The sequence below is a fragment of the Pseudomonas marginalis genome (assembly GCF_024169655.1).
In the GTDB taxonomy this organism is placed as follows: Bacteria; Pseudomonadota; Gammaproteobacteria; order Pseudomonadales; family Pseudomonadaceae; genus Aquipseudomonas; species Aquipseudomonas paraveronii.
This window is the reverse complement of sequence record NZ_JALJWV010000001.1, coordinates 2,722,684-2,740,669: the sequence shown is the minus strand read 5'-3', so window position 1 is coordinate 2,740,669 and position 17,986 is coordinate 2,722,684. Positions and strand designations below refer to the sequence as shown.

16 protein-coding genes are annotated in these 17,986 nt (G+C 62.3%); 8 read left to right on the top strand and 8 right to left on the bottom strand.

Annotated elements, in window-relative coordinates; all coding sequences use genetic code 11:
* Positions 1-64 precede the first annotated feature (64 nt).
* Together J2Y83_RS12365 and J2Y83_RS12360 are read left to right on the top strand one after the other, a co-directional pair.
* Positions 65-799, top strand: coding sequence for a FadR/GntR family transcriptional regulator (locus J2Y83_RS12365; RefSeq protein WP_253400386.1), 735 nt, complete (start codon positions 65-67; stop codon positions 797-799).
* A 104-nt stretch (positions 800-903) separates the two neighbouring features.
* Positions 904-1,647, top strand: coding sequence for a PDC sensor domain-containing protein (locus J2Y83_RS12360; protein WP_253395541.1), 744 nt, complete (start codon positions 904-906; stop codon positions 1,645-1,647).
* Positions 1,648-1,736: 89 nt separating this feature from the next.
* Here J2Y83_RS12360 and J2Y83_RS12355 read toward each other — a convergent pair whose 3' ends face one another.
* From J2Y83_RS12355 to J2Y83_RS12340, 4 genes are all read right to left on the bottom strand, one after another.
* Positions 1,737-2,285, bottom strand: coding sequence for a cupin domain-containing protein (locus J2Y83_RS12355; RefSeq protein ID WP_010563061.1), 549 nt, complete (start codon positions 2,283-2,285; stop codon positions 1,737-1,739).
* A 260-nt stretch (positions 2,286-2,545) separates the two neighbouring features.
* A complete protein-coding gene (locus tag J2Y83_RS12350) occupies positions 2,546-3,826 on the bottom strand; it encodes an NAD(P)/FAD-dependent oxidoreductase (RefSeq protein ID WP_253395539.1) in 1,281 nt (426 codons plus the stop codon).
* A 59-nt stretch (positions 3,827-3,885) separates the two neighbouring features.
* Positions 3,886-5,376, bottom strand: coding sequence for an aldehyde dehydrogenase (locus J2Y83_RS12345; RefSeq protein ID WP_253395537.1), 1,491 nt, complete (start codon positions 5,374-5,376; stop codon positions 3,886-3,888).
* 33 nt (positions 5,377-5,409) lie between these two features.
* Positions 5,410-6,786 (bottom strand): glutamine synthetase family protein, encoded by a 1,377-nt coding sequence (locus J2Y83_RS12340; RefSeq protein WP_253395535.1) that lies wholly within the window; start codon positions 6,784-6,786, stop codon positions 5,410-5,412.
* Between the two features lie 266 nt (positions 6,787-7,052).
* Here J2Y83_RS12340 and J2Y83_RS12335 point away from each other — a divergent pair, with 266 nt between their 5' ends.
* From J2Y83_RS12335 to J2Y83_RS12310, 6 genes are all read left to right on the top strand, one after another.
* The gene (locus J2Y83_RS12335) at positions 7,053-7,814 is read left to right on the top strand and encodes a gamma-glutamyl-gamma-aminobutyrate hydrolase family protein (protein ID WP_253395533.1); all 762 of its coding nucleotides are present in this window, start codon (positions 7,053-7,055) and stop codon (positions 7,812-7,814) included.
* A 245-nt stretch (positions 7,815-8,059) separates the two neighbouring features.
* Positions 8,060-9,202 carry an ABC transporter ATP-binding protein gene (locus J2Y83_RS12330; RefSeq protein WP_253395531.1) on the top strand — a complete coding sequence of 381 codons (1,143 nt, stop codon included), beginning with the start codon at positions 8,060-8,062 and terminating at the stop codon, positions 9,200-9,202.
* 44 nt (positions 9,203-9,246) lie between these two features.
* Positions 9,247-10,128, top strand: coding sequence for an ABC transporter permease subunit (locus tag J2Y83_RS12325; protein ID WP_247398319.1), 882 nt, complete (start codon positions 9,247-9,249; stop codon positions 10,126-10,128).
* Positions 10,125-10,994: an ABC transporter permease subunit gene (locus tag J2Y83_RS12320; RefSeq protein ID WP_253395529.1), complete on the top strand. Its 870-nt coding sequence runs from the start codon at positions 10,125-10,127 to the stop codon at positions 10,992-10,994. The genes J2Y83_RS12325 and J2Y83_RS12320 overlap by 4 nt, the downstream gene beginning before the upstream one ends.
* A gap of 64 nt (positions 10,995-11,058) precedes the next feature.
* The gene (locus J2Y83_RS12315; RefSeq protein WP_253395527.1) at positions 11,059-12,156 is read left to right on the top strand and encodes a polyamine ABC transporter substrate-binding protein; all 1,098 of its coding nucleotides are present in this window, start codon (positions 11,059-11,061) and stop codon (positions 12,154-12,156) included.
* 337 nt (positions 12,157-12,493) lie between these two features.
* Positions 12,494-13,018 (top strand): DUF2867 domain-containing protein, encoded by a 525-nt coding sequence (locus J2Y83_RS12310; protein WP_253395525.1) that lies wholly within the window; start codon positions 12,494-12,496, stop codon positions 13,016-13,018.
* A 699-nt stretch (positions 13,019-13,717) separates the two neighbouring features.
* Here J2Y83_RS12310 and J2Y83_RS12305 read toward each other — a convergent pair.
* The 4 genes from J2Y83_RS12305 to J2Y83_RS12290 all read right to left on the bottom strand — a co-directional run bounded on the left by J2Y83_RS12305 (position 13,718) and on the right by J2Y83_RS12290 (position 17,985).
* A complete protein-coding gene (locus J2Y83_RS12305) occupies positions 13,718-14,299 on the bottom strand; it encodes a putative natural product biosynthesis protein (RefSeq protein WP_253395523.1) in 582 nt (193 codons plus the stop codon).
* A gap of 208 nt (positions 14,300-14,507) precedes the next feature.
* Complete coding sequence (locus J2Y83_RS12300) at positions 14,508-14,897, bottom strand: DUF2946 domain-containing protein (protein ID WP_253395521.1); 390 nt, start codon at positions 14,895-14,897, stop codon at positions 14,508-14,510.
* 348 nt (positions 14,898-15,245) lie between these two features.
* Positions 15,246-16,370 (bottom strand): NAD(P)/FAD-dependent oxidoreductase, encoded by a 1,125-nt coding sequence (locus tag J2Y83_RS12295; protein ID WP_253395519.1) that lies wholly within the window; start codon positions 16,368-16,370, stop codon positions 15,246-15,248.
* Entirely contained in the window at positions 16,363-17,985 is a 1,623-nt protein-coding gene (locus J2Y83_RS12290; RefSeq protein ID WP_253395517.1) for a methionine--tRNA ligase, read from the bottom strand. The genes J2Y83_RS12295 and J2Y83_RS12290 overlap by 8 nt, the downstream gene beginning before the upstream one ends.
* Between the last annotated feature and the right edge of the window lies 1 nt (position 17,986).

Sequence of the window (17,986 nt, the reverse complement as noted above, 5' to 3'; positions counted from 1 at the left end):
GCTTGATGCCACCTCGGACTATTGCCACAGGCGTAAAACGGCGCCGCCCATGAATGAATCAGCCATGAGCCCTACTGCAAGCCTCATACGCCTCAACCAGGAAGGTAAAACGGAGTCTGTTACCCGTCGCCTGATCGAAATGATCGATCTGGGCTTGTTCACAGAAGGCGAACAGCTCCCCAATGAAAGCGTCCTGGCCACACAGCTCGGCGTTGCCACGGTCACACTGCGGGACGCGCTGGCGGTCTTGCGAACACGCGGGGTTATCGAAACCCGGCGCGGACGCAGCGGCGGGAGCTTCATCTGCGCTGCGCCGCAAACCTCAGATCAGTCCCTGTTCGATCAGCTTGGTGAAATCAGCACGCTTGAACTGCGCGACCTCGCCGACGAACACGCGGCCATTTCAGGCGCGGCCGCCCGACTGGCCGCTCAGCGCGCCGGGCCTGAGCAACATGCAAGACTGAGCAGCTTTATCGACGCGCTGACCAACGCTCAAGAGCGACGAGAGCGCCGACGAGCCGACGCCAGGTTCCATATCGAAATAGCCGTGGCAGCGCAGTCTGTGCGTCTGACTCACAGCGAAGCGCGCTTGCAGGCTGAACTTGGAGAGCTGTTATGGCTGCCGTTTGCCGGTCAACCGGATCCACAGACCATCGAACGGGAGCATCGAGCCATCCTGGAAGCCATCATCGCGAACGACGCCAATCTGGCCGGCGCACTGGCAGAAGCACATGTAACACGAGGGCTTCGCCGCCTAAGCAGCCTACGCCTGCAACAAATGGCAGAAGACGGCGCATGAATGGAACGAAACTTGCTGAACTACTCGCTTGCGATGCAGTTCAAGGCCTACACCCCGTCGACTGCAAGCACCGTATTGTCTTCTCTGAGTCATGAGGTAGAGCCATGGCTAACGAAATGTCAGCAAACGAGTTGTCCCAATGCGCCACGTTGATCAACGCTTCCGTTCGTAACGTATTCAAGGGGCTCAACGATATGAGCGCCCAAGTATTGAGCATTTGGGAACGTCTGTGCTGCGAAACGAAGCGCCCCAGCCAAGGCGACCTCGAGCCATTGCTGCCGATAGTCCGGCAAATCCTGCATTCGGAGAGCCTCAAGCTTCATGGTGCCGGTGTTGTCTTCGCGCCTGGTGAGCTGGAAGATCGCGAGATGCATCTGGAGTGGTGGTGCCGCACCCAAAAAGAAGAAATCCAGCCTCTGAGACTGAATTTTAATAGCCGCAGTGACCGCTTTTACGATTACCCGCACATGCCTTGGTACACCCGCCCCCGGCAAACCCGACAGCCTTCCATAGACGGCCCGTTTGTGGATTTGTACGGCACAGAGCAGTACATCGTTGCCTTCTCGGTGCCTATTTTTTTCGCAGATCGTTTCATTGGTGTAGCGGCTGCCGATATTTCTCTGCATTCCTTGGAACCCTTGCTCGTGCGCAGCCTTATGCGGGTGAGCAACGAGGCGTTGTTACTCAACGCCGAAGGTCGAGTGCTGGCGGCTAACACACCGAGTTGGCTTGCGGGTGACTTGATCCGAGGCAGCCTCAGCCAAGACAACGAACAGGGTCGCGTCCTGAGCCTTATCGACACATCGTCATACTGGAGCGTCGTGGAGCGGCCTATCCCAAGGTTTTGATCAACCCTTCGAAATCGCCTCGGCCAGGGGATTTCGGTTTCCGGATTGTTCGCGCTATTTGCGCGCGGCTCAGGCGTCCAGGCAGCGGCCTAAAAGTTCGCTGGCGTATTCGCGCTGATGATTTCGGCCTCATCCTGCCCGATATTGCGAAACCTGTGGGGCAAGGTGGTGGGGAAGTAATACCCATCCCCTGGGTTCAAGATGCTGACCTGGCCGTCGACAGTGAGTTCGACGGTGCCACGGGTGACGAGGCCGCACTCCTCCCCTTCGACATGCACGATCGGCTCTTCGCCCGAGCTGGCGCCGGGGGCGTATTGCTCGCGCAGAAAGCGCATCTGCCGGCTGGGGATCGGTGCGCCAACCAGCAGCAGGCGCAGGCCGTCGCGGCCTAGATCGGGCTGTTCGTTGGCGCGGAAGACGTATTGGTGTTCCCGTGGCGGCTGGTCAAAGGTGAAGAAGTCCGCCAGGGACATAGGGATGCTTTCCAGCAGCTTTTTCAGGGAGCTGACGGAGGGACTGACGCGATTCTGTTCGATCAGGGAAATGGTGGCGTTGGTCACGCCGCTACGCCGGGCCAGCTCGCGCTGGGAGAGTTTGTAGCTTTCGCGAACGAGTTTGAGTCGGGTGCCCGTGTCCATAGCTGCCTTATGTAAGGGTGACTGAAGCGGCGTTTATCGGTTGCGATAGCTCTGCAGGAGCCGAGGCGGGTGCGGGCAGGCAATGTTGCGAAGTTCGCCGACTGCCTGGCCCGGATACCTGAAAGGCGGCTATTAAATCACGTTTGTGGGTAGAGCTGTAGCCGCGCTGAATACGCCCGCGCGCAAGAAAAAAAGCAAGCCCGCAGCCACTGCCTAAGACGGCGTGGACTGGGGCTCGCGGCGCTTAAGTACCTGACCGGTCAAATACCGAATCGGTCGCGCAGGGCGTAGTAGGCGGCGCCCATCGCGGTCAGCGGGGCCTGGAAGGTGCGGCCGCCGAACATCGGCATGTGTGGCAGGGAGGCAAAGGCGTCGAAGCGTTCGGCGTCACCGCGGATCACTTCGCTGATCAGCTTGCCCGCCAAATGCGAACAGGTGACGCCGTGGCCGCTATAACCCTGCATGTAGTAAGCGTTCTTTTCGATACGGCCAAATTGCGGCATACGCGACATGGTCAGTAGGAAGTTGCCGGTCCAGCGGTAGTCGATCTTGACGTCTTTCAACTGCGGGAAGGTCTTGAGGATCTTCGGTCGGATCAGTTGTTCGATGTCATCCGGCTCGCGGGCGCCATAGACCACGCCACCGCCGTATAGCAGGCGGTTGTCAGCGGTCAGGCGGTAATAGTCGAGCAGGTAGTTGCAGTCTTCGACGCAGTAATTGTGGGTAATCAGGCTGCGCGCGAGTTTCTCCGACAGCGGCTCAGTGACCACGATCTGCGAGCCGCAGGGCATGCTTTTGCGGGTCACCCTGGGGTCGAGATCTTGCTGCAGGTAGGCGTTGCCGGCGATCAGCAGGTACTTGGCGCGAACCACACCCTTGGCCGTGCGCACCACATTGGGTTCGCCGTAGGTGATTTCCTCGGCCGCCGATTGTTCGAAGATCTTGCCGCCCAGGCCAATAATCGCGCTGGCTTCGCCCAGGGCCAGGTTCAGCGGATGGACGTGACCACCCTGCTTGTCCAGCAGGCCGCCGATGTAATTTTCACAGCCCACTTCGCTGGCCATGTCCTTGGCGTCGAGCAGTTGCAGATTGCGGTTGCCGTAGCGCTCCCAACTGCTTTTCTGTTCGACCAGGCCTTTAAGTTGCTTTTTGTTCAGCGCGGCGAAGATCCCGCCCGGGCGGTAGTCGCATTGGATGTCATAGTGCTGGATGCGCTGGCGAATGATCTCGGCGCCTTCGAACATCATGCTGCCGAGGATTTCAGCGCTCTTTTCGCCGTAGCGCTGCTCGATGACATCCACGTCACGGCTGTAGGAGTTGACCAGTTGCCCGCCGTTGCGCCCGCTGGCACCAAAGCCGACCTTGGCCGCTTCGAGCACGGTGACGCTGTAGCCGGCTTCAGCCAGGAACAGCGCCGACGACAGGCCGGTGTAGCCGGCGCCTATGACACAGACATCGCACTCGACCAACTCTTCAAGCACAGGGAAGTCGCCGGTGTGGTTGCGGGTTGCGGCGTAGTAGCTGTTTACATGGGGTTGCATGGTTAGGACTCCCTGGCGATTGGCCGGCGCGGGCCGGCAATCGCCGTTGTTATTTGGGCTTAGAGCTTGATCCAGGTGGCTTTGAGCTCGGTGTACTTGTCAAAGGCGTGCAGCGACTTGTCGCGACCATTGCCCGACTGTTTAAACCCGCCGAACGGCGCGGTCATGTCGCCACCGTCGTACTGGTTGACCCACACGCTGCCGGCGCGCAGGCCCCGGGCAAAGCGGTGGGCGCGGCTGAGGTTGGCGGTCCACACCGCAGCCGCCAGGCCGAAGATGCTGTCATTGGCGATCGCCAGCGCTTCTTCTTCGGTGTCGAAGCTGATCAGCGACAACACCGGGCCGAAGATTTCTTCGCGGGCGATGGTCATGGCATTGGTCACGCCGTCGAAAATCGTCGGCTCCACGTACTGGCCACCCGTGTCTTGCAGGGCGCGCTGGCCGCCAACCAAGAGTTGGGCGCCCTGCTCCTTGCCGATCTCGATGTAGCGCAGCACATTGTCCAGTTGCCGCTGATCGACCACCGCGCCGACCTTGGTCGCCGGGTCCAGGGGGTGCCCCGGTTTCCAGGCCTGGAGCGCCTCCAGCAGCAGCGCAATGAAGGGCTCGCGGATCGAACGCTGCACCAGCAGCCGCGAACCGGCCACGCAGACTTCGCCCTGGTTGAAGGCAATCCCGGCCGCTGCCGCTACGGCCGCAGCGCGCAGGTCCGGGGCATCGGCGAATACCACGTTGGGGCTCTTGCCACCCGCCTCCAGCCACACCCGTTTCATATTGCTCTGGCCGGAATACACCAGCAGTTGCTTGGCCACCCCGGTGGAACCGGTAAAGGCCAGCACGTCCACATCCATGTGCAGCGCCAGCGCCTTGCCGACGGTGTGGCCGTAGCCCGGCAGCACGTTGAACACGCCTGCAGGAATGCCGGCTTCGAGTGCCAACTGGGCCAGGCGAATGGCGGTCAGCGGCGACTTTTCCGAAGGTTTGAGGATGAACGAGTTACCCGCCGCCAGGGCCGGCGCGAACTTCCAACTGGCCATGATCATCGGGAAGTTCCACGGCACGATGGCCGCGACCACGCCGCAGGGTTCGCGGGTGATCAGGCCCAACTGGTCGTGGGGCGTGGGCGCCACTTCGTCGTAGAGCTTGTCGATGGCCTCGGCGCTCCAGCGGATCGCGTTGGCCGTGGCAGGCACGTCGATGGCCATGGAGTCGCCGATCGGCTTGCCCATGTCCAGGGTTTCCAGAAGTGCCAGCTCTTCCTGGTGCTCGAGGATCAGATCGGCGAAGCGGATCAGCACGCGCTTGCGCACCGCCGGGGCTTGCAGTCGCCAGGTCCCGGACTCGAACGCCCGGCGCGCGGCGAGCACCGCCGCGTCGGCGTCGGCCTCATCGGTGCTGGCGACCTTGGCCAGAAAACGCCCGTCCACCGGGCTGATGCTGTCAAAGGTCTCGCCGCTGGCGGCCCAACGGTACGCGCCGTCGATAAAGGCCCGGCCTTCAAGGTTCAGGGACTGGAAGTACTGCTCCCAGTCATTGCGATGCTTGGTCATAGGGTGTGCTCAACGCAAAAAGTGGGAAGGCCGTCAGACCGTGTGCAGGTACCAGTTGTACTCAAGGTCGGAGATCGAATTCTCGAACTCGGCCAGCTCGCTTTCCTTGCACGCCACAAACACGTCGATGTACAGCGGGTCGATGTACCGGGCCATGACGTCGCTGTCGTCCAGCTCACGCAGGGCGTCGCGCAGGTTGTTGGGCAGGCTCTGTTCGTTCTGCTCGTAGGAGTTGCCCTCGACCGGCGCCCCCGGCTCGATCTTGTTGGTCAGACCGTGGTGGATACCGGCCAGTACCGAGGCCATCAGCAGATAAGGGTTGGCGTCGGCGCCAGCCACGCGGTGCTCGATACGCACAGCATCCGCCGAACCGGTCGGCACGCGCACGGCGACGGTGCGGTTGTCGATGCCCCAGCTCGGCGAGTTCGGCACATAGAACTGCGCGCCGAAGCGGCGGTAGGAGTTGACGTTCGGGCAGAGGAACGCCATCTGCGCCGGCAGGGTTTCGAGCACGCCGCCGATGGCGTGACGCAGGGCGTCGTTGGTCTCGGGGTCGTCGCTGGCGAAGATGTTAGTGCCCGTTTTGTCGAGGATCGAGATGTGCACGTGCAAGCCATTACCGGCCTGGCCCGGATAGGGCTTGGCCATAAAGGTGGTGTCCATCTCGTGGTCGTAGGCGATGTTTTTCACCAGGCGCTTGAGCAGCACCGCGTAGTCGCAGGCTTTGATCGGGTCGCTGACGTGGTGCAGGTTGACCTCGAACTGCGCCGGGGCACTTTCCTTGACGATGGCGTCGGCGGGGATGCCCTGCTCTTTCGCGCCTTCAAGGATGTCTTGCAGGCAATCGACGTATTCGTCGAGGTCATCGATCAGGTAGACCTGGGTCGAATGCGGGCGCTTGCCCGAGATTGGCGAGCGCGGTGCTTGCGGGCGGCCGTTCACGTTGTCCTGGTCGATCAGGTAGAACTCCAGCTCGAACGCGGCGCAAATGGTCAGGCCCAGTTCGTCGAACTTGCTCACCACCTGGCGCAGCACTTCCCGAGGGTCGGCGAAGAACGGCTGGCCTTCGAGTTCATGCATGGTCATCAACAGTTGCGCGGTGGGGCGCTTCTGCCAGGGCTCGATGCACAGGGTGTCGGGGATCGGGTAGCAGATGCGGTCGGAGTCGCCGATATCCAGGCCCAGGCCAGTGCTTTCCACGGTCGAGCCATTGATGTCCAGGGCGAACAACGACGCCGGGAGGTTGATGCCTTTTTCATACACCTTGTGCAGCGCCGTGCGTTCGATGCGCTTGCCGCGCACCACGCCATTCATGTCTGCAATCAGCAGATCGACGTACAGGACCTCAGGGTGTTTCTTCAGAAAGGCGTTGGCTTCGTTGAGCTGAACGGTACGCAGTGGGACCGACATGATGCACCTATGTGTTAATTATTATGTTCAAAGCTGTTTCGTAGCAGCAGTCAATCCGAAAGATAAAGTGAAGTCAATAGCGAAAAGCGCGGGCTATTCGTTAATTATATTGATACCAGCGAGGCAAACACAGGACGAACACCAAGCAAACATGCGGATCAGCACCGCGTGGCGTCTATAATTTTTTACATGAAGGTTGTTAATTAAAATCAACATGGATAAGCTCTGGAAAAACTCGTTCCAGCGTGAATTTCGAGGTGATAAAAATGGCACTCAAGCCATTGATCGGTGTTACTGCATGCGTCAAAGAGATTGGCTTGCACCCCTACCATGTCAGCGGCGACAAGTATTTGCGTGCTGTCAGCGTCGCGGCCCTGGGGCTGCCGGTGGTCATCCCTTCCCTGGCGGACCTCTGCGAGATCAAGGATCTGCTGCACTACGTCGACGGCCTGCTGTTTACCGGCTCGCCGTCCAATGTCGAACCCTTCCACTATCAAGGCGCTCCCAGCGCGCCGGGCACCGCCCATGACCCGCAGCGCGACGCCACCACCCTGCCCCTGTTGCGGGCAGCGGTGGCGGCCGGAGTGCCGGTCCTCGGTATCTGCCGCGGCTTCCAGGAAATGAACGTGGCCTTTGGCGGCAGCCTGCACCAGAAGGTGCATGAACTGCCGGGCTTTATGGACCACCGCGAAGCCGACGACCCACGCCTCGACGTCCAGTACGCCCCGGCGCACCCGGTGGCGATCCAGCCCGGCGGCGTGTTCGAGGCCATGGGCCTGGCCGGCGAGATCCAGGTCAACTCGATCCACAGCCAGGGCATCGACCGCCTGGGTGACGGTCTGCGGATCGAAGCCGTGGCCCCGGATGGCCTGATCGAAGCCGTTTCCGTGGAGCACAGCCAGGCGTTTGCCTTTGGCGTGCAGTGGCACCCGGAATGGCAGGTCCTGTCGAACCCGGCTTACCTGAGTATTTTCCAGGCCTTTGGCGATGCCTGCCGGCAACGCGCCGCGCAGCGTCAGCACCGTTAACACAAGGCGGCTCGCACTGGGCCGCCAGTACTCGATTCACCGATTGACACGCCCTGCCCACGCGGCGCGCGCACCTGTGTGCGCCCGCCGTGCGGCGTGAACGGCAACACCCGAACAACAACAAGCAAGCCCAGGCAGCCAGGATGGCGGCGCCGAATAAACCTGCACCGCATTGATGACGCAGGTTTGCAATCAACCTTATTAAGTCAGGCCGCATTGGCCCGACGACCTGTTGGGAGTTTCACATGGCAAACGCCTCCAGCATTTATCGCAAGGCTCTGGAAGGTCATCAGCAACCGCAAAAGGTGCTGGTGAAGATCGACCGCGTGACCAAGAAGTTCGATGAAACCGTGGCCGTGGACGATGTGTCCCTGGAAATCCACCAGGGCGAGATCTTCGCCCTACTGGGGGGTTCCGGTTCCGGCAAATCCACCCTGCTGCGCATGCTCGCCGGTTTCGAACGGCCCACCGAAGGCCGCATCCTGCTGGACGGCGTGGACATTACCGATATGCCGCCCTATGAGCGGCCGATCAACATGATGTTCCAGTCCTATGCCCTGTTCCCGCACATGACCGTGGCGCAGAACATCGCCTTCGGCCTCAAGCAGGACCGCCTGCCGGCCAGCGAGATCGAGGCGCGGGTCGAGGAAATGCTCAAGCTGGTGCACATGACCCAGTACGCGCGGCGCAAACCCCACCAGCTCTCCGGCGGCCAGCGCCAGCGCGTCGCCCTCGCCCGCTCCCTGGCCAAGCGCCCGAAACTGCTGCTGCTCGATGAGCCCATGGGCGCCCTGGATAAAAAACTGCGCTCGCAGATGCAACTGGAGCTGGTAGAGATCATCGAGCGCGTGGGCGTGACCTGCGTGATGGTGACCCATGACCAGGAAGAGGCCATGACCATGGCCCAGCGCATCGCGATCATGCACTTGGGCTGGATCGCCCAGATCGGTAGCCCGGTGGACATTTACGAAACCCCGGTGAGCCGCCTGGTCTGCGAGTTCATCGGCAACGTCAATATCTTCGAGACCCAGGTGGTCGACGACGCCGAAGGTCACGCGGTGCTCCAGTGCCCGGACCTGGACCGCGACATCTATGTCGGCTACGGCATCGCCACCTCGGTGGAAGACAAGTCGGTGACCTACGCGATCCGCCCGGAAAAACTGCTGGTCACCACCGTAATGCCGACCGGCGAGCACAACTGGTCGAGCGGCAAGGTCCACGACATCGCCTACCTCGGCGGGCACTCGGTGTTCTACGTGGAGCTGCCGAACGGCAAGATCGTCCAGTCGTTCATGGCCAACGCCGAACGCCGTGGCTCCCGGCCGTCCTGGGGTGACACCGTGTATGTGTGGTGGGAAGACGACAGCGGCGTGGTACTGCGGGCATGAGCACATCGACCATGAGCACTTTCAATCAAGCGTTGATCCGTGTGCTGCCCAGCGGTCGCAAGCTGGTGATCGGCATTCCCTTCCTCTGGCTGTTCCTGTTTTTCATGCTGCCGTTCTTCCTGGTGATGAAAATCAGCTTCTCCGAAGCGGCCGTCTCGATTCCGCCCTACTCGGAAATCTACACCTTCGTCGAGCAGAAACTCCAGGTGCTGCTGAACCTGGGTAACTACAGCCTGCTGGCCGCCGACGATTTGTACATCTCGGCCTACCTGGGCTCGCTGAAGATCGCTCTCCTCAGCACGTTGATGTGCCTGCTGATCGGTTTTCCCATGGCCTATGGGATTTCCAAGACCCGCAAGGAAATGCAAAACGTATTGCTGCTGCTGATCATGATGCCGACCTGGACCGCGATCCTGATCCGCGTCTATGCCTGGATGGGCATCCTCAGCAATAACGGCCTGCTCAACGCCTTCCTGATGTGGACCGGCCTGACCTCAAGCCCGATTGAAATCCTCAACACCAACACGGCGGTCTACATCGGCGTGGTCTACGCCTACCTGCCGTTCATGGTGCTGCCGTTGTACGCCAACCTGGTCAAGCACGACCAGAGCCTGCTGGAAGCCGCTTCGGACCTGGGTTCGAGCAACTTCAACAGCTTCTGGAAAATCACCGTGCCGCTGGCCAAGAACGGCATCATCGCCGGGAGCATGCTGGTGTTCATCCCGGTGGTCGGCGAGTTCGTGATCCCGGAACTGCTGGGCGGCCCGGAGACCCTGATGATCGGCCGCGTGCTGTGGCAGGAGTTCTTCAATAACCGCGACTGGCCGGTGGCGTCCGCCCTGGCGGTGGTGATGCTGGCGATCCTGATTATTCCCATCTTGCTGTTCAACCGCAGCCAGGCCAAAGAAATGGAGGCACGGGCATGAAGCGTTTGAGTTTTTCGACCCTGATGCTGGTGCTCGGCTTGTTGTTCATCTACCTGCCGATGCTGATTCTGGTGATCTATTCGTTCAACGCTTCCAAGCTGGTGACGGTCTGGGGCGGCTGGTCGCTCAAGTGGTACCTGGGGCTGTTGGATAACACCCAATTGATGGGCTCGGTGGCGCGCTCCCTGGAGATTGCCTGCTACACCGCCGTGGCCGCCGTGGCGCTGGGCACCCTGGCCGCCTTCGTGCTGACCCGGGTCACCCGTTTCAAGGGCCGGACCCTGTTCGGTGGCCTGGTGACCGCGCCTCTGGTGATGCCGGAAGTGATCACCGGTCTGTCGCTGTTGCTGCTGTTCGTGGCCATGGCGCAGATGATCGGCTGGCCCATGGAGCGTGGCATCGTCACCATCTGGATCGCTCACACCACCTTCTGCGCGGCCTATGTCGCGGTGGTCGTCTCGGCACGCCTGCGGGAGCTGGACCTGTCCATCGAAGAAGCGGCGATGGACCTAGGTGCGCGGCCACTCAAGGTGTTTTTCCTGATCACCATCCCGATGATCGCGCCGTCGTTGGCGGCGGGCGGCATGATGGCGTTCGCCTTGTCCCTGGATGACCTGGTGCTCGCCAGTTTCGTCTCCGGACCCGGCTCCACCACCCTGCCGATGGAGGTGTTCTCCGCCGTGCGCCTGGGGGTCAAGCCGGAGATCAACGCCGTGGCCAGCCTGATTCTGCTGGCAGTGTCCCTGGTGACCTTTATGGTCTGGTATTTCAGCCGCAAGGCCGAAGTGAACCGCAAGCGGGCGATCCAGGAAGCCATGGACCAGACCGCCAGCGAAGCCTGGCAGCCGCAACCCCAACAGTCGTAACGAACACCGGCGACGGCCTAGGCCGTCGTGTTTTACCCCCACAATAAAAAATGGAGTTGGATGCATGAAAAGGTTTGGCAGGACTCTGCTCACACTGTCCCTGTTGGGCGCCATGGCTGGCGGCGCCCAGGCCTCCGACAAGGTACTGCGCGTGTATAACTGGTCGGACTACATCGCCCCCGACACCCTGAAAAAGTTCGAGGCCGAGACGGGCATACACGTCACCTACGACGTATTCGACAGCAATGAAACCCTCGAAGCGCGGCTGCTGGCCGGCAAGTCGGGCTACGACATCGTGGTCCCGTCCAACAGCTTCCTGGCCAAGCAGATCAAGGCCGGGGTCTACCAGCCCCTGGACAAATCCAAACTGACGAACTGGAAGAACCTGAACCCGGTGCTGCTGAAAAATGCCGCCGCCAGCGACCCCGACAACGCGCATGCCTTCCCGTATATGTGGGGTTCGATCGGCATCGGTTACAACCCGGAGAAAGTCCGCCAGGCACTGGGCAGCGACGCGCCGCTGAACTCCTGGGACCTGCTGTTCAACCCCGAGAACGCGGCGAAGCTCAAGGCCTGCGGCATCAGCTTCCTCGACTCGCCGACCGAAATGCTGCCAGCGGCCCTGCACTACCTGGGCTTTGCGGTGAACTCCCAGGACAAACAACAGATCGCCCAGGCCCAGGAAGTGTTCATGAAGATCCGCCCTTCGGTGGCGTACTTCCACTCCTCCAAGTACATCTCGGACCTGGCCAACGGCAATATCTGCGTGGCCGTGGGTTACTCCGGCGACGTGCTGCAAGCCCGCGCCCGGGCTGAAGAAGCCAACAACGGGGTGAAGATCGACTACAGCATTCCCAAGGAAGGCGCCGGCAGTTTCTACGACATGGTCGCCATCCCCCGGGACGCGAGCAACGTCGACAACGCCTATGCCTTCATGAACTTTCTGATGCGCCCGGATATCATCGCCGAGGTCACCAACAGCATCGGCTACAGCAACGCCAACGCCGCGGCCACGCCCCTGGTGGACGAGGCGATCCGCAACGACCCGGCGTCCTACCCGCCCCAGGACGTGCTCGCGACCCTGTACGCGATCCCCGACCAGCCCATTCCCGTGCAGCGCCTGATGACCCGTGGCTGGACCAAGGTCAAGCTCGGCAACTAACACCTGCGCGCCACCATTCGGCGCGCCCCGCTTCCGTTCCCGTCGCGCCTTACCACCGCGACCTTTGCTGTGAACGGCTTCACCCGGCTCCCTCGGTTGGGGTGAAACCCTTGGCGCCTTCGGGCGCCTTTTTTGCGTTCAGTCGCCGACAAAGCGTCCTGCCACTCTGGGCCTTTCATTGGTGCGCAGCACTGAGCAATTAAAAAACTTGAGGATGCGCTGCACTTTCTGGCCCACTTGATCGTACGCTCGCATGAAGTGCTAAAGAGCGCGCGGCACCTCGTGGAACCCGAATAAAAACGCGCTACCTACGATTAATGACCTTCGGACAAACCTTATGAACTCCAGCGTCAGCCGTTGCGCGCTCCCGCCCGACTCAAGCATTGCCCGCCATGCCACCGGCGCCAGTTTCATCGATTGCCAGAGCACCTTGACCGATGACCACGAGCGCAGCGCCTTACGGCATGGGCTGCGGCTGATGGCCCGGACACCGATTTGGATCGACCGATTGATGGCGCTGCGCAACCGACTGGTGCAGGTGTTTGGCCTCAAGGATCTTGGCAGGCTGACACGCATCGATCTCGAGCGTGCAGACGCCGACTATCGACCCGGCGACCGGGTGGGGATTTTCACCCTGGTCTCGCAAACCCCCGACGAGGTTTTGCTGGTCGACCAGGACCGGCACCTGGATGTGTACCTGGCCATCAACCTTATGCCGATCAACCCGCAAGGATCCCGTCGGGTGGTGCTCTCCACCGTGGTCCAGCCGCACAACTGGCTGGGCCGCCTGTATATGCTGCCGGTGGCGCCGTTCCATCGTTTTATCGCACCGCGCATGCTGGCCATGCTCAATCAGCGCTAGCGTTGCATTTGGCACGGGGCAGTCTCAGCGAGGCACATCGGTCCAGCCGGGAAATCCCTCTTCCAGGTTGCGACTGGTCACCGTGAAAAAGCCGAAAGGCGTTGGCAGCGGCTCGAACACACATTAAAGGAGCGCCAGGAACCTTGCGATTCCCGGCGCTCAGTAACGCGACCAAAACCCTGCCAAGGGAAAATGTCGCGTCGACGCAGAATCTAGCATGCCAATGCGCGCCACCTGACCTGCGACAAACCACCACAGGCAGCGCTTCATTGCACAATGAAAAACCACGCCTTGGCGCTCTCTCCTCCTGACTGTGGCGGGCTGTCGCACTGGGGCTCCTCGTTCAACGGCAACGAGCGCAGCGCCGAACCCCATGAGCCTGGCTCATGAACGCCAAACCGGCCCGCGGGCGAGTGATGACCGGGTTTATCAGGCAAAAAAAAGCCCTCTGGGAAGAGGGCCTGGCAACCGGCACATGAACGGGTTCAAATGCCGCGCCTCGAGCTACCGTGGAAGTGTCTGCCTCCGCTCAAAGCCTGCACACTTTATGAGCGCAGTCTCAGGGCGACAACTGCGACAATCTGGCACATCGCAGGCGCTAATCGACCCGATCCGCAGTGCTGGCGGCGCGCGCGATCAATGCTGATCAGGTGTGGTGCTTTGTCGCATCTCACTGGCGCCCCCTGGGTCAACACCGCGTCAAGGAATCGGCAGCCAGCGGCGAAATCCCACGCCGCCCTTGCCGGTCAACGGGCACCAGGCAAAGTCCCAGGGCACGGGCGGAAACTCCTCCAGATCCGCTTCAAGCCCGGGCACCGGACGAGGCGCCTGCTTCCAATCGAACACCCTTTCCGGCGCGCCCTGCCAAGCCAACACCAGCCCCCGAGCCTGGCTGTCATCGCTATTGATCCAGCGCGCCGCCGCAGCGCACATAAACGACTCGATGTGCTCTTCGTTGATCCGCGCCTGATACTTGGAGCCCAGGAGCCAGCGGCATACGCTCAGGTAATAGGTCCAGTTCAACGGCGGATGATTGCGATAGGCCCAGGTCATGAAGCCGCGAAATACATTCAGGCCATCGGGCGGATCGAGTTTGAGCAAGCCGGGGCACACATCGAACAAGGTGTGCCAGTAAGGCAGCAGTCGGGCATCCAGGTGGACGAAACTGCGCGCATTACCTGGGTAATCCGGAAACGGCAGCAGAAAGTCCGCTTGATTACGCAGACGCGAGGCTTTGCTGACCAACCGCGAAGCCCCCGATGGAACGGCTAGCGCGCACATGGCGACCTCCGGCCGATTGGCGCAGTCGCGAACGTTGCGTGTTTTTTTGCGTAAACGGCCGCAGCCAATCCTGGCAGTAGCCGACGATTGAGGCGTGCCAATACATGAGCCATTGTGTGCTCCTTCCCGTGTCACCTTTAACCGTGGAGCCCCTGCAACGCCTGGCTGACCGGGGTCGACAGGCACAAAGGGGCTTAGACAAACGCGGTCATGCGCAAAGTGCGGGGGAGGCTCTGGGATTGGCCGAGGGCCAGGAATAGCGCGGGGGCGCCTTGCAGCGCTGTTCGCGGTCAGGCCGGCGTACCGACCCGATCCGCAGCATCCAGCTCAGACAAAACAGTAAGGCAATGCCCAAGGTCACGGTCGAGCAGATCGGACAAGCAAAACTCCCGGCCCAGCTACTGGCGGACAGATCCGCAGGATCCGCTTTCGAGGCCGGCGCGGGACTGCCCACAGACGAGCAGAACTGCCCGCCTACGCCATTGAGCGCCAAGCCCATCGTCTGTCCGTGCGCCAAACCGCAGGCGAACACATTGAACAGGACGCAAAAATACAGCGTCCAGGCAATGAGCGAGCGGTCTGAGCGGGTCAGTTTCATGGCGGCGACTTTACCACCGAACAGCCGGTCGATTGAAGCGCAACCAACGTCGCACAAAACGGTTACGCTGCCGCACCGGGTAGCCGCGACAGCATTGGATCAGGCAACTTTCAGGGCATTTACACGGGTAAATCGCGCAACAAAGGCGTTGTCGGCATAGCGCTTCAACGTGCGTGCCACCAGGCAGGTGAATAGCGGTTCGCAGTTATGGACGACAACGTCATGGTCCATCAGCGCAAAGGCAGCCGACGTGCGGTGGGCGAAGAAGAAGTCGGTCGGCGCAGCGTCCAGGCCGGCCTTGTAGCGTTCGATGATGCGGTCGGTTTTCCAAAGCCTGAGGGCGGCCCTTCAATCGATAAACCGCTGCAGCGCAAACGGCGCCATCGCCGCGGGCATCTCCCCCGTCAACACCCACTGCGCAATCGCCTGCCCAAACAACGGTGCAAATTTGAAGCCATGCCCGCTCAACCCAGCCGCGACCATCAGCCCCGGCACGCGCGGGTCCGGGCCGAGCAGCGGATTACCATCCGGCGTGTCGTCGAAGAACGACACGCGGCGCCCGATAGGCTGCGCACCCTGCAGCCGCGTCAAGCGTTGCGCGGCGCGGTCACGGTAGGCCAACACCTGGGTGTCGCTGAAGGTGCCGTCGAAGGCATCCGGGTCGATGGGCGCCCCTTCGACGCCGCTCAACGCGCCGATCACGTAGCTGCCGGGGCGATCCGGGCGCAGGTAGAAGCCGGCGTCGCGGTCGCAGTAGCCCGGCATCGGCTGATCCGCACCGCAGACCTCGACGATGCCCACGCATTGCCGTGTGGCATGGATCGGCAGCGGCGCGCGGCATTCGGCGGCCAGTGCGGCGGCCCACGGCCCGGCGGCGTTGATCACATGGCTGCTGGCGATAAACCCGCAGTCGGTCTGGACGCCGATGACGCGGCCGGCCTGGCGGACAATCCGACGCACCGCCCGGCCCTCTTCGATCACCGCGCCCATGGCACTCGCACCGGCGGCAAAGCTGCGTGCGGTCAGGCGCGGGTCGCAGTAACCGGCGTCCGGTTCGTAGACCGCTCCCGCCAGGCCATCGGCGGACAGGTCCGGCACCCGTTCGCGCATCTGCTTGGGGCACAGCCATTCAAACGTAGCACCCGCTGCCTGAAGACGCTCGACATTGGCCTGGGTGGCCGCTTGCGCACGCACTGGAATCCCGGTCAGGAACCCCGTGCGCTGGTAACCGCATGCGCCGGGATAGTGCTGCTGCCACTCGCGATAGGCCCGCACACCTCGCGCCGCCAGGTGGCTGAGCGCGGGGTCGGCATAGTAAGCGCGCACGATCCCCGGCGATGCGCCCGACGACCCGCTGGCAATCGCGCCTTTATCCAGCAACCTGACCGACGCACCGGCGCGCGCCAGGTGCCAGGCCGCGCTGGTGCCGGTGGTCCCGGCGCCGATCACGATAACGTCGGCGTATTCATGCATCGCTGGCGGCCCCGGCAAGCACCACGCTGGCCGGCAGGCACGGCGCCAATGCGGCCGGCGACAGCGGCGCAAAGCGCGGACGCAGAGAGGCCAGCAGCCGTGGCTGCGAGGCCACATAGAGCGCCTGGACCAGCGGCAACCCGTCATGGCCCAGGCGCTGCCACAGGTACTCGGCCAGGCGCGGCATGATCGGCGCGGCCAGGTACGCCAGGCCCTTGAGCCACAGGTAGGCGTGGCCGGGCTGCGTGACGTCCAGGTCGGGGCGTTGCATCCACTGATGCAGCACCGCCCACGCCTCGCGCACCGACACCGCGTTCAACCGGAAGGCCTGCCCCAACCGGGCGACAGCCACCTCCAGGCCCGGCAACAGCGCAGGCTCGATGGACTGCACCCGAGCGTGATCGAGGCCGCCCAGCGCCAGGTCGATACGGCTGTCGAGCGCCCCGGCCAGGTCCACGTTGACCACCTCGACAAACTCCTCCACGGCGAAATTGGTTTCGCCCTGCTCGGGGCTTTCTCGGCTCAGGAAGTAACGCACGGCGTCGCTGGTCGCCGGGGTCTTTTCGACGATATCGGCGGCCCACACCACATGCAGTCGGCTGGTGGAAAACTTCGCGCCTTGCAGGTTGTAGAAGTAGTTGGTCAGCACGTAATCAAACGACTGGTGATCCTGCAGCGCATCCATCACCGCGACACTGCCGGCCAACAACAGCACCGCGTTGTCGATGCCAAAACTGACCAGCGTCGTCACCTCGCTGCTGCGCAACATCGCATGGCCGTGCTCGGGGGCGTTCTCCTGGGACCGATCGGCGCAGGTCAGCGCATATTCCCAGCCGGACTCGAACAGAACGCGCGGGTTGCCAAAGCGATCCGGGCTCCAGGCGACGCCCCATTCGCCCGGTGCAGTCAGCCGCACCAGGCCGTTTTCCCGTTCGAGGAAGCGCGCAATCACCTCGATGATCGACGCCGGCGCACCGGAAGCGGCGATGCGTTGCAGCAACTGCTCGGGGTGGGCGACGCTCAGAAACAGGCTTTCGACCTCCACCCAATGCAACGGGCTGTCGCCCATGCGCGGTTGCGGGTCAAGCATGGCTTGCGGGCGAAACAGTGCGCCGCAGGCTTCGCAAAAATAACCGCCCGCCCCTGCTCGGCAATACGGGCATTGCCCCAGCAGCCAGGCGCCCGCCATATAGCGCCGGGTGTCCGGGCAATACAGCACACGTTCGACCACGCTTTGCGTCACCCCGAGCGCCACCAGGCGCTCCACCGTGCGCTGGGCATTGCGCGCATGCTGCTGCGCATACGGGCCTTGCACCAGGTCGAGGAAGTCATCGACCTCGACATCCAGCGCGCGCAGGTCATGGGCGATTTGCGCGTGGTAGTCGCGCACCACGGCTTCGGGCGCACGTTGCTCTTGCAGCGCCTTCCACAACACATAGGAGTCGAAGCCGTCGACTGCCGAGACCACGTCGACACGATGGCCCTGGCTGCGCAGGTAGCGCCCCAGCATGTCCATGCGCAAGTACGGCCCGGCGATATGCCCCAGGTGCAGCCTGCCGTTCGGGGTCGGCGGGATGGGCATCAGGAAGAAGGTTTGCGCGACGATAGCGGTCATC

Coding starts and splice junctions, on each gene's coding strand:
- J2Y83_RS12310 (WP_253395525.1), top strand. CDS start 12,494: ATGAACTCCAGCGTCAGCCGTTGCGCGCTCCCGCCCGACTCAAGCATT.
- J2Y83_RS12345 (WP_253395537.1), bottom strand. CDS start 5,376: ATGACCAAGCATCGCAATGACTGGGAGCAGTACTTCCAGTCCCTGAAC.
- J2Y83_RS12305 (WP_253395523.1), bottom strand. CDS start 14,299: ATGTGCGCGCTAGCCGTTCCATCGGGGGCTTCGCGGTTGGTCAGCAAA.
- J2Y83_RS12315 (WP_253395527.1), top strand. CDS start 11,059: ATGAAAAGGTTTGGCAGGACTCTGCTCACACTGTCCCTGTTGGGCGCC.
- J2Y83_RS12355 (WP_010563061.1), bottom strand. CDS start 2,285: ATGGACACGGGCACCCGACTCAAACTCGTTCGCGAAAGCTACAAACTC.
- J2Y83_RS12365 (WP_253400386.1), top strand. CDS start 65: ATGAGCCCTACTGCAAGCCTCATACGCCTCAACCAGGAAGGTAAAACG.
- J2Y83_RS12290 (WP_253395517.1), bottom strand. CDS start 17,985: ATGACCGCTATCGTCGCGCAAACCTTCTTCCTGATGCCCATCCCGCCG.
- J2Y83_RS12360 (WP_253395541.1), top strand. CDS start 904: ATGGCTAACGAAATGTCAGCAAACGAGTTGTCCCAATGCGCCACGTTG.
- J2Y83_RS12340 (WP_253395535.1), bottom strand. CDS start 6,786: ATGTCGGTCCCACTGCGTACCGTTCAGCTCAACGAAGCCAACGCCTTT.
- J2Y83_RS12320 (WP_253395529.1), top strand. CDS start 10,125: ATGAAGCGTTTGAGTTTTTCGACCCTGATGCTGGTGCTCGGCTTGTTG.
- J2Y83_RS12300 (WP_253395521.1), bottom strand. CDS start 14,897: ATGAAACTGACCCGCTCAGACCGCTCGCTCATTGCCTGGACGCTGTAT.
- J2Y83_RS12295 (WP_253395519.1), bottom strand. CDS start 16,370: ATGCATGAATACGCCGACGTTATCGTGATCGGCGCCGGGACCACCGGC.
- J2Y83_RS12335 (WP_253395533.1), top strand. CDS start 7,053: ATGGCACTCAAGCCATTGATCGGTGTTACTGCATGCGTCAAAGAGATT.
- J2Y83_RS12350 (WP_253395539.1), bottom strand. CDS start 3,826: ATGCAACCCCATGTAAACAGCTACTACGCCGCAACCCGCAACCACACC.
- J2Y83_RS12330 (WP_253395531.1), top strand. CDS start 8,060: ATGGCAAACGCCTCCAGCATTTATCGCAAGGCTCTGGAAGGTCATCAG.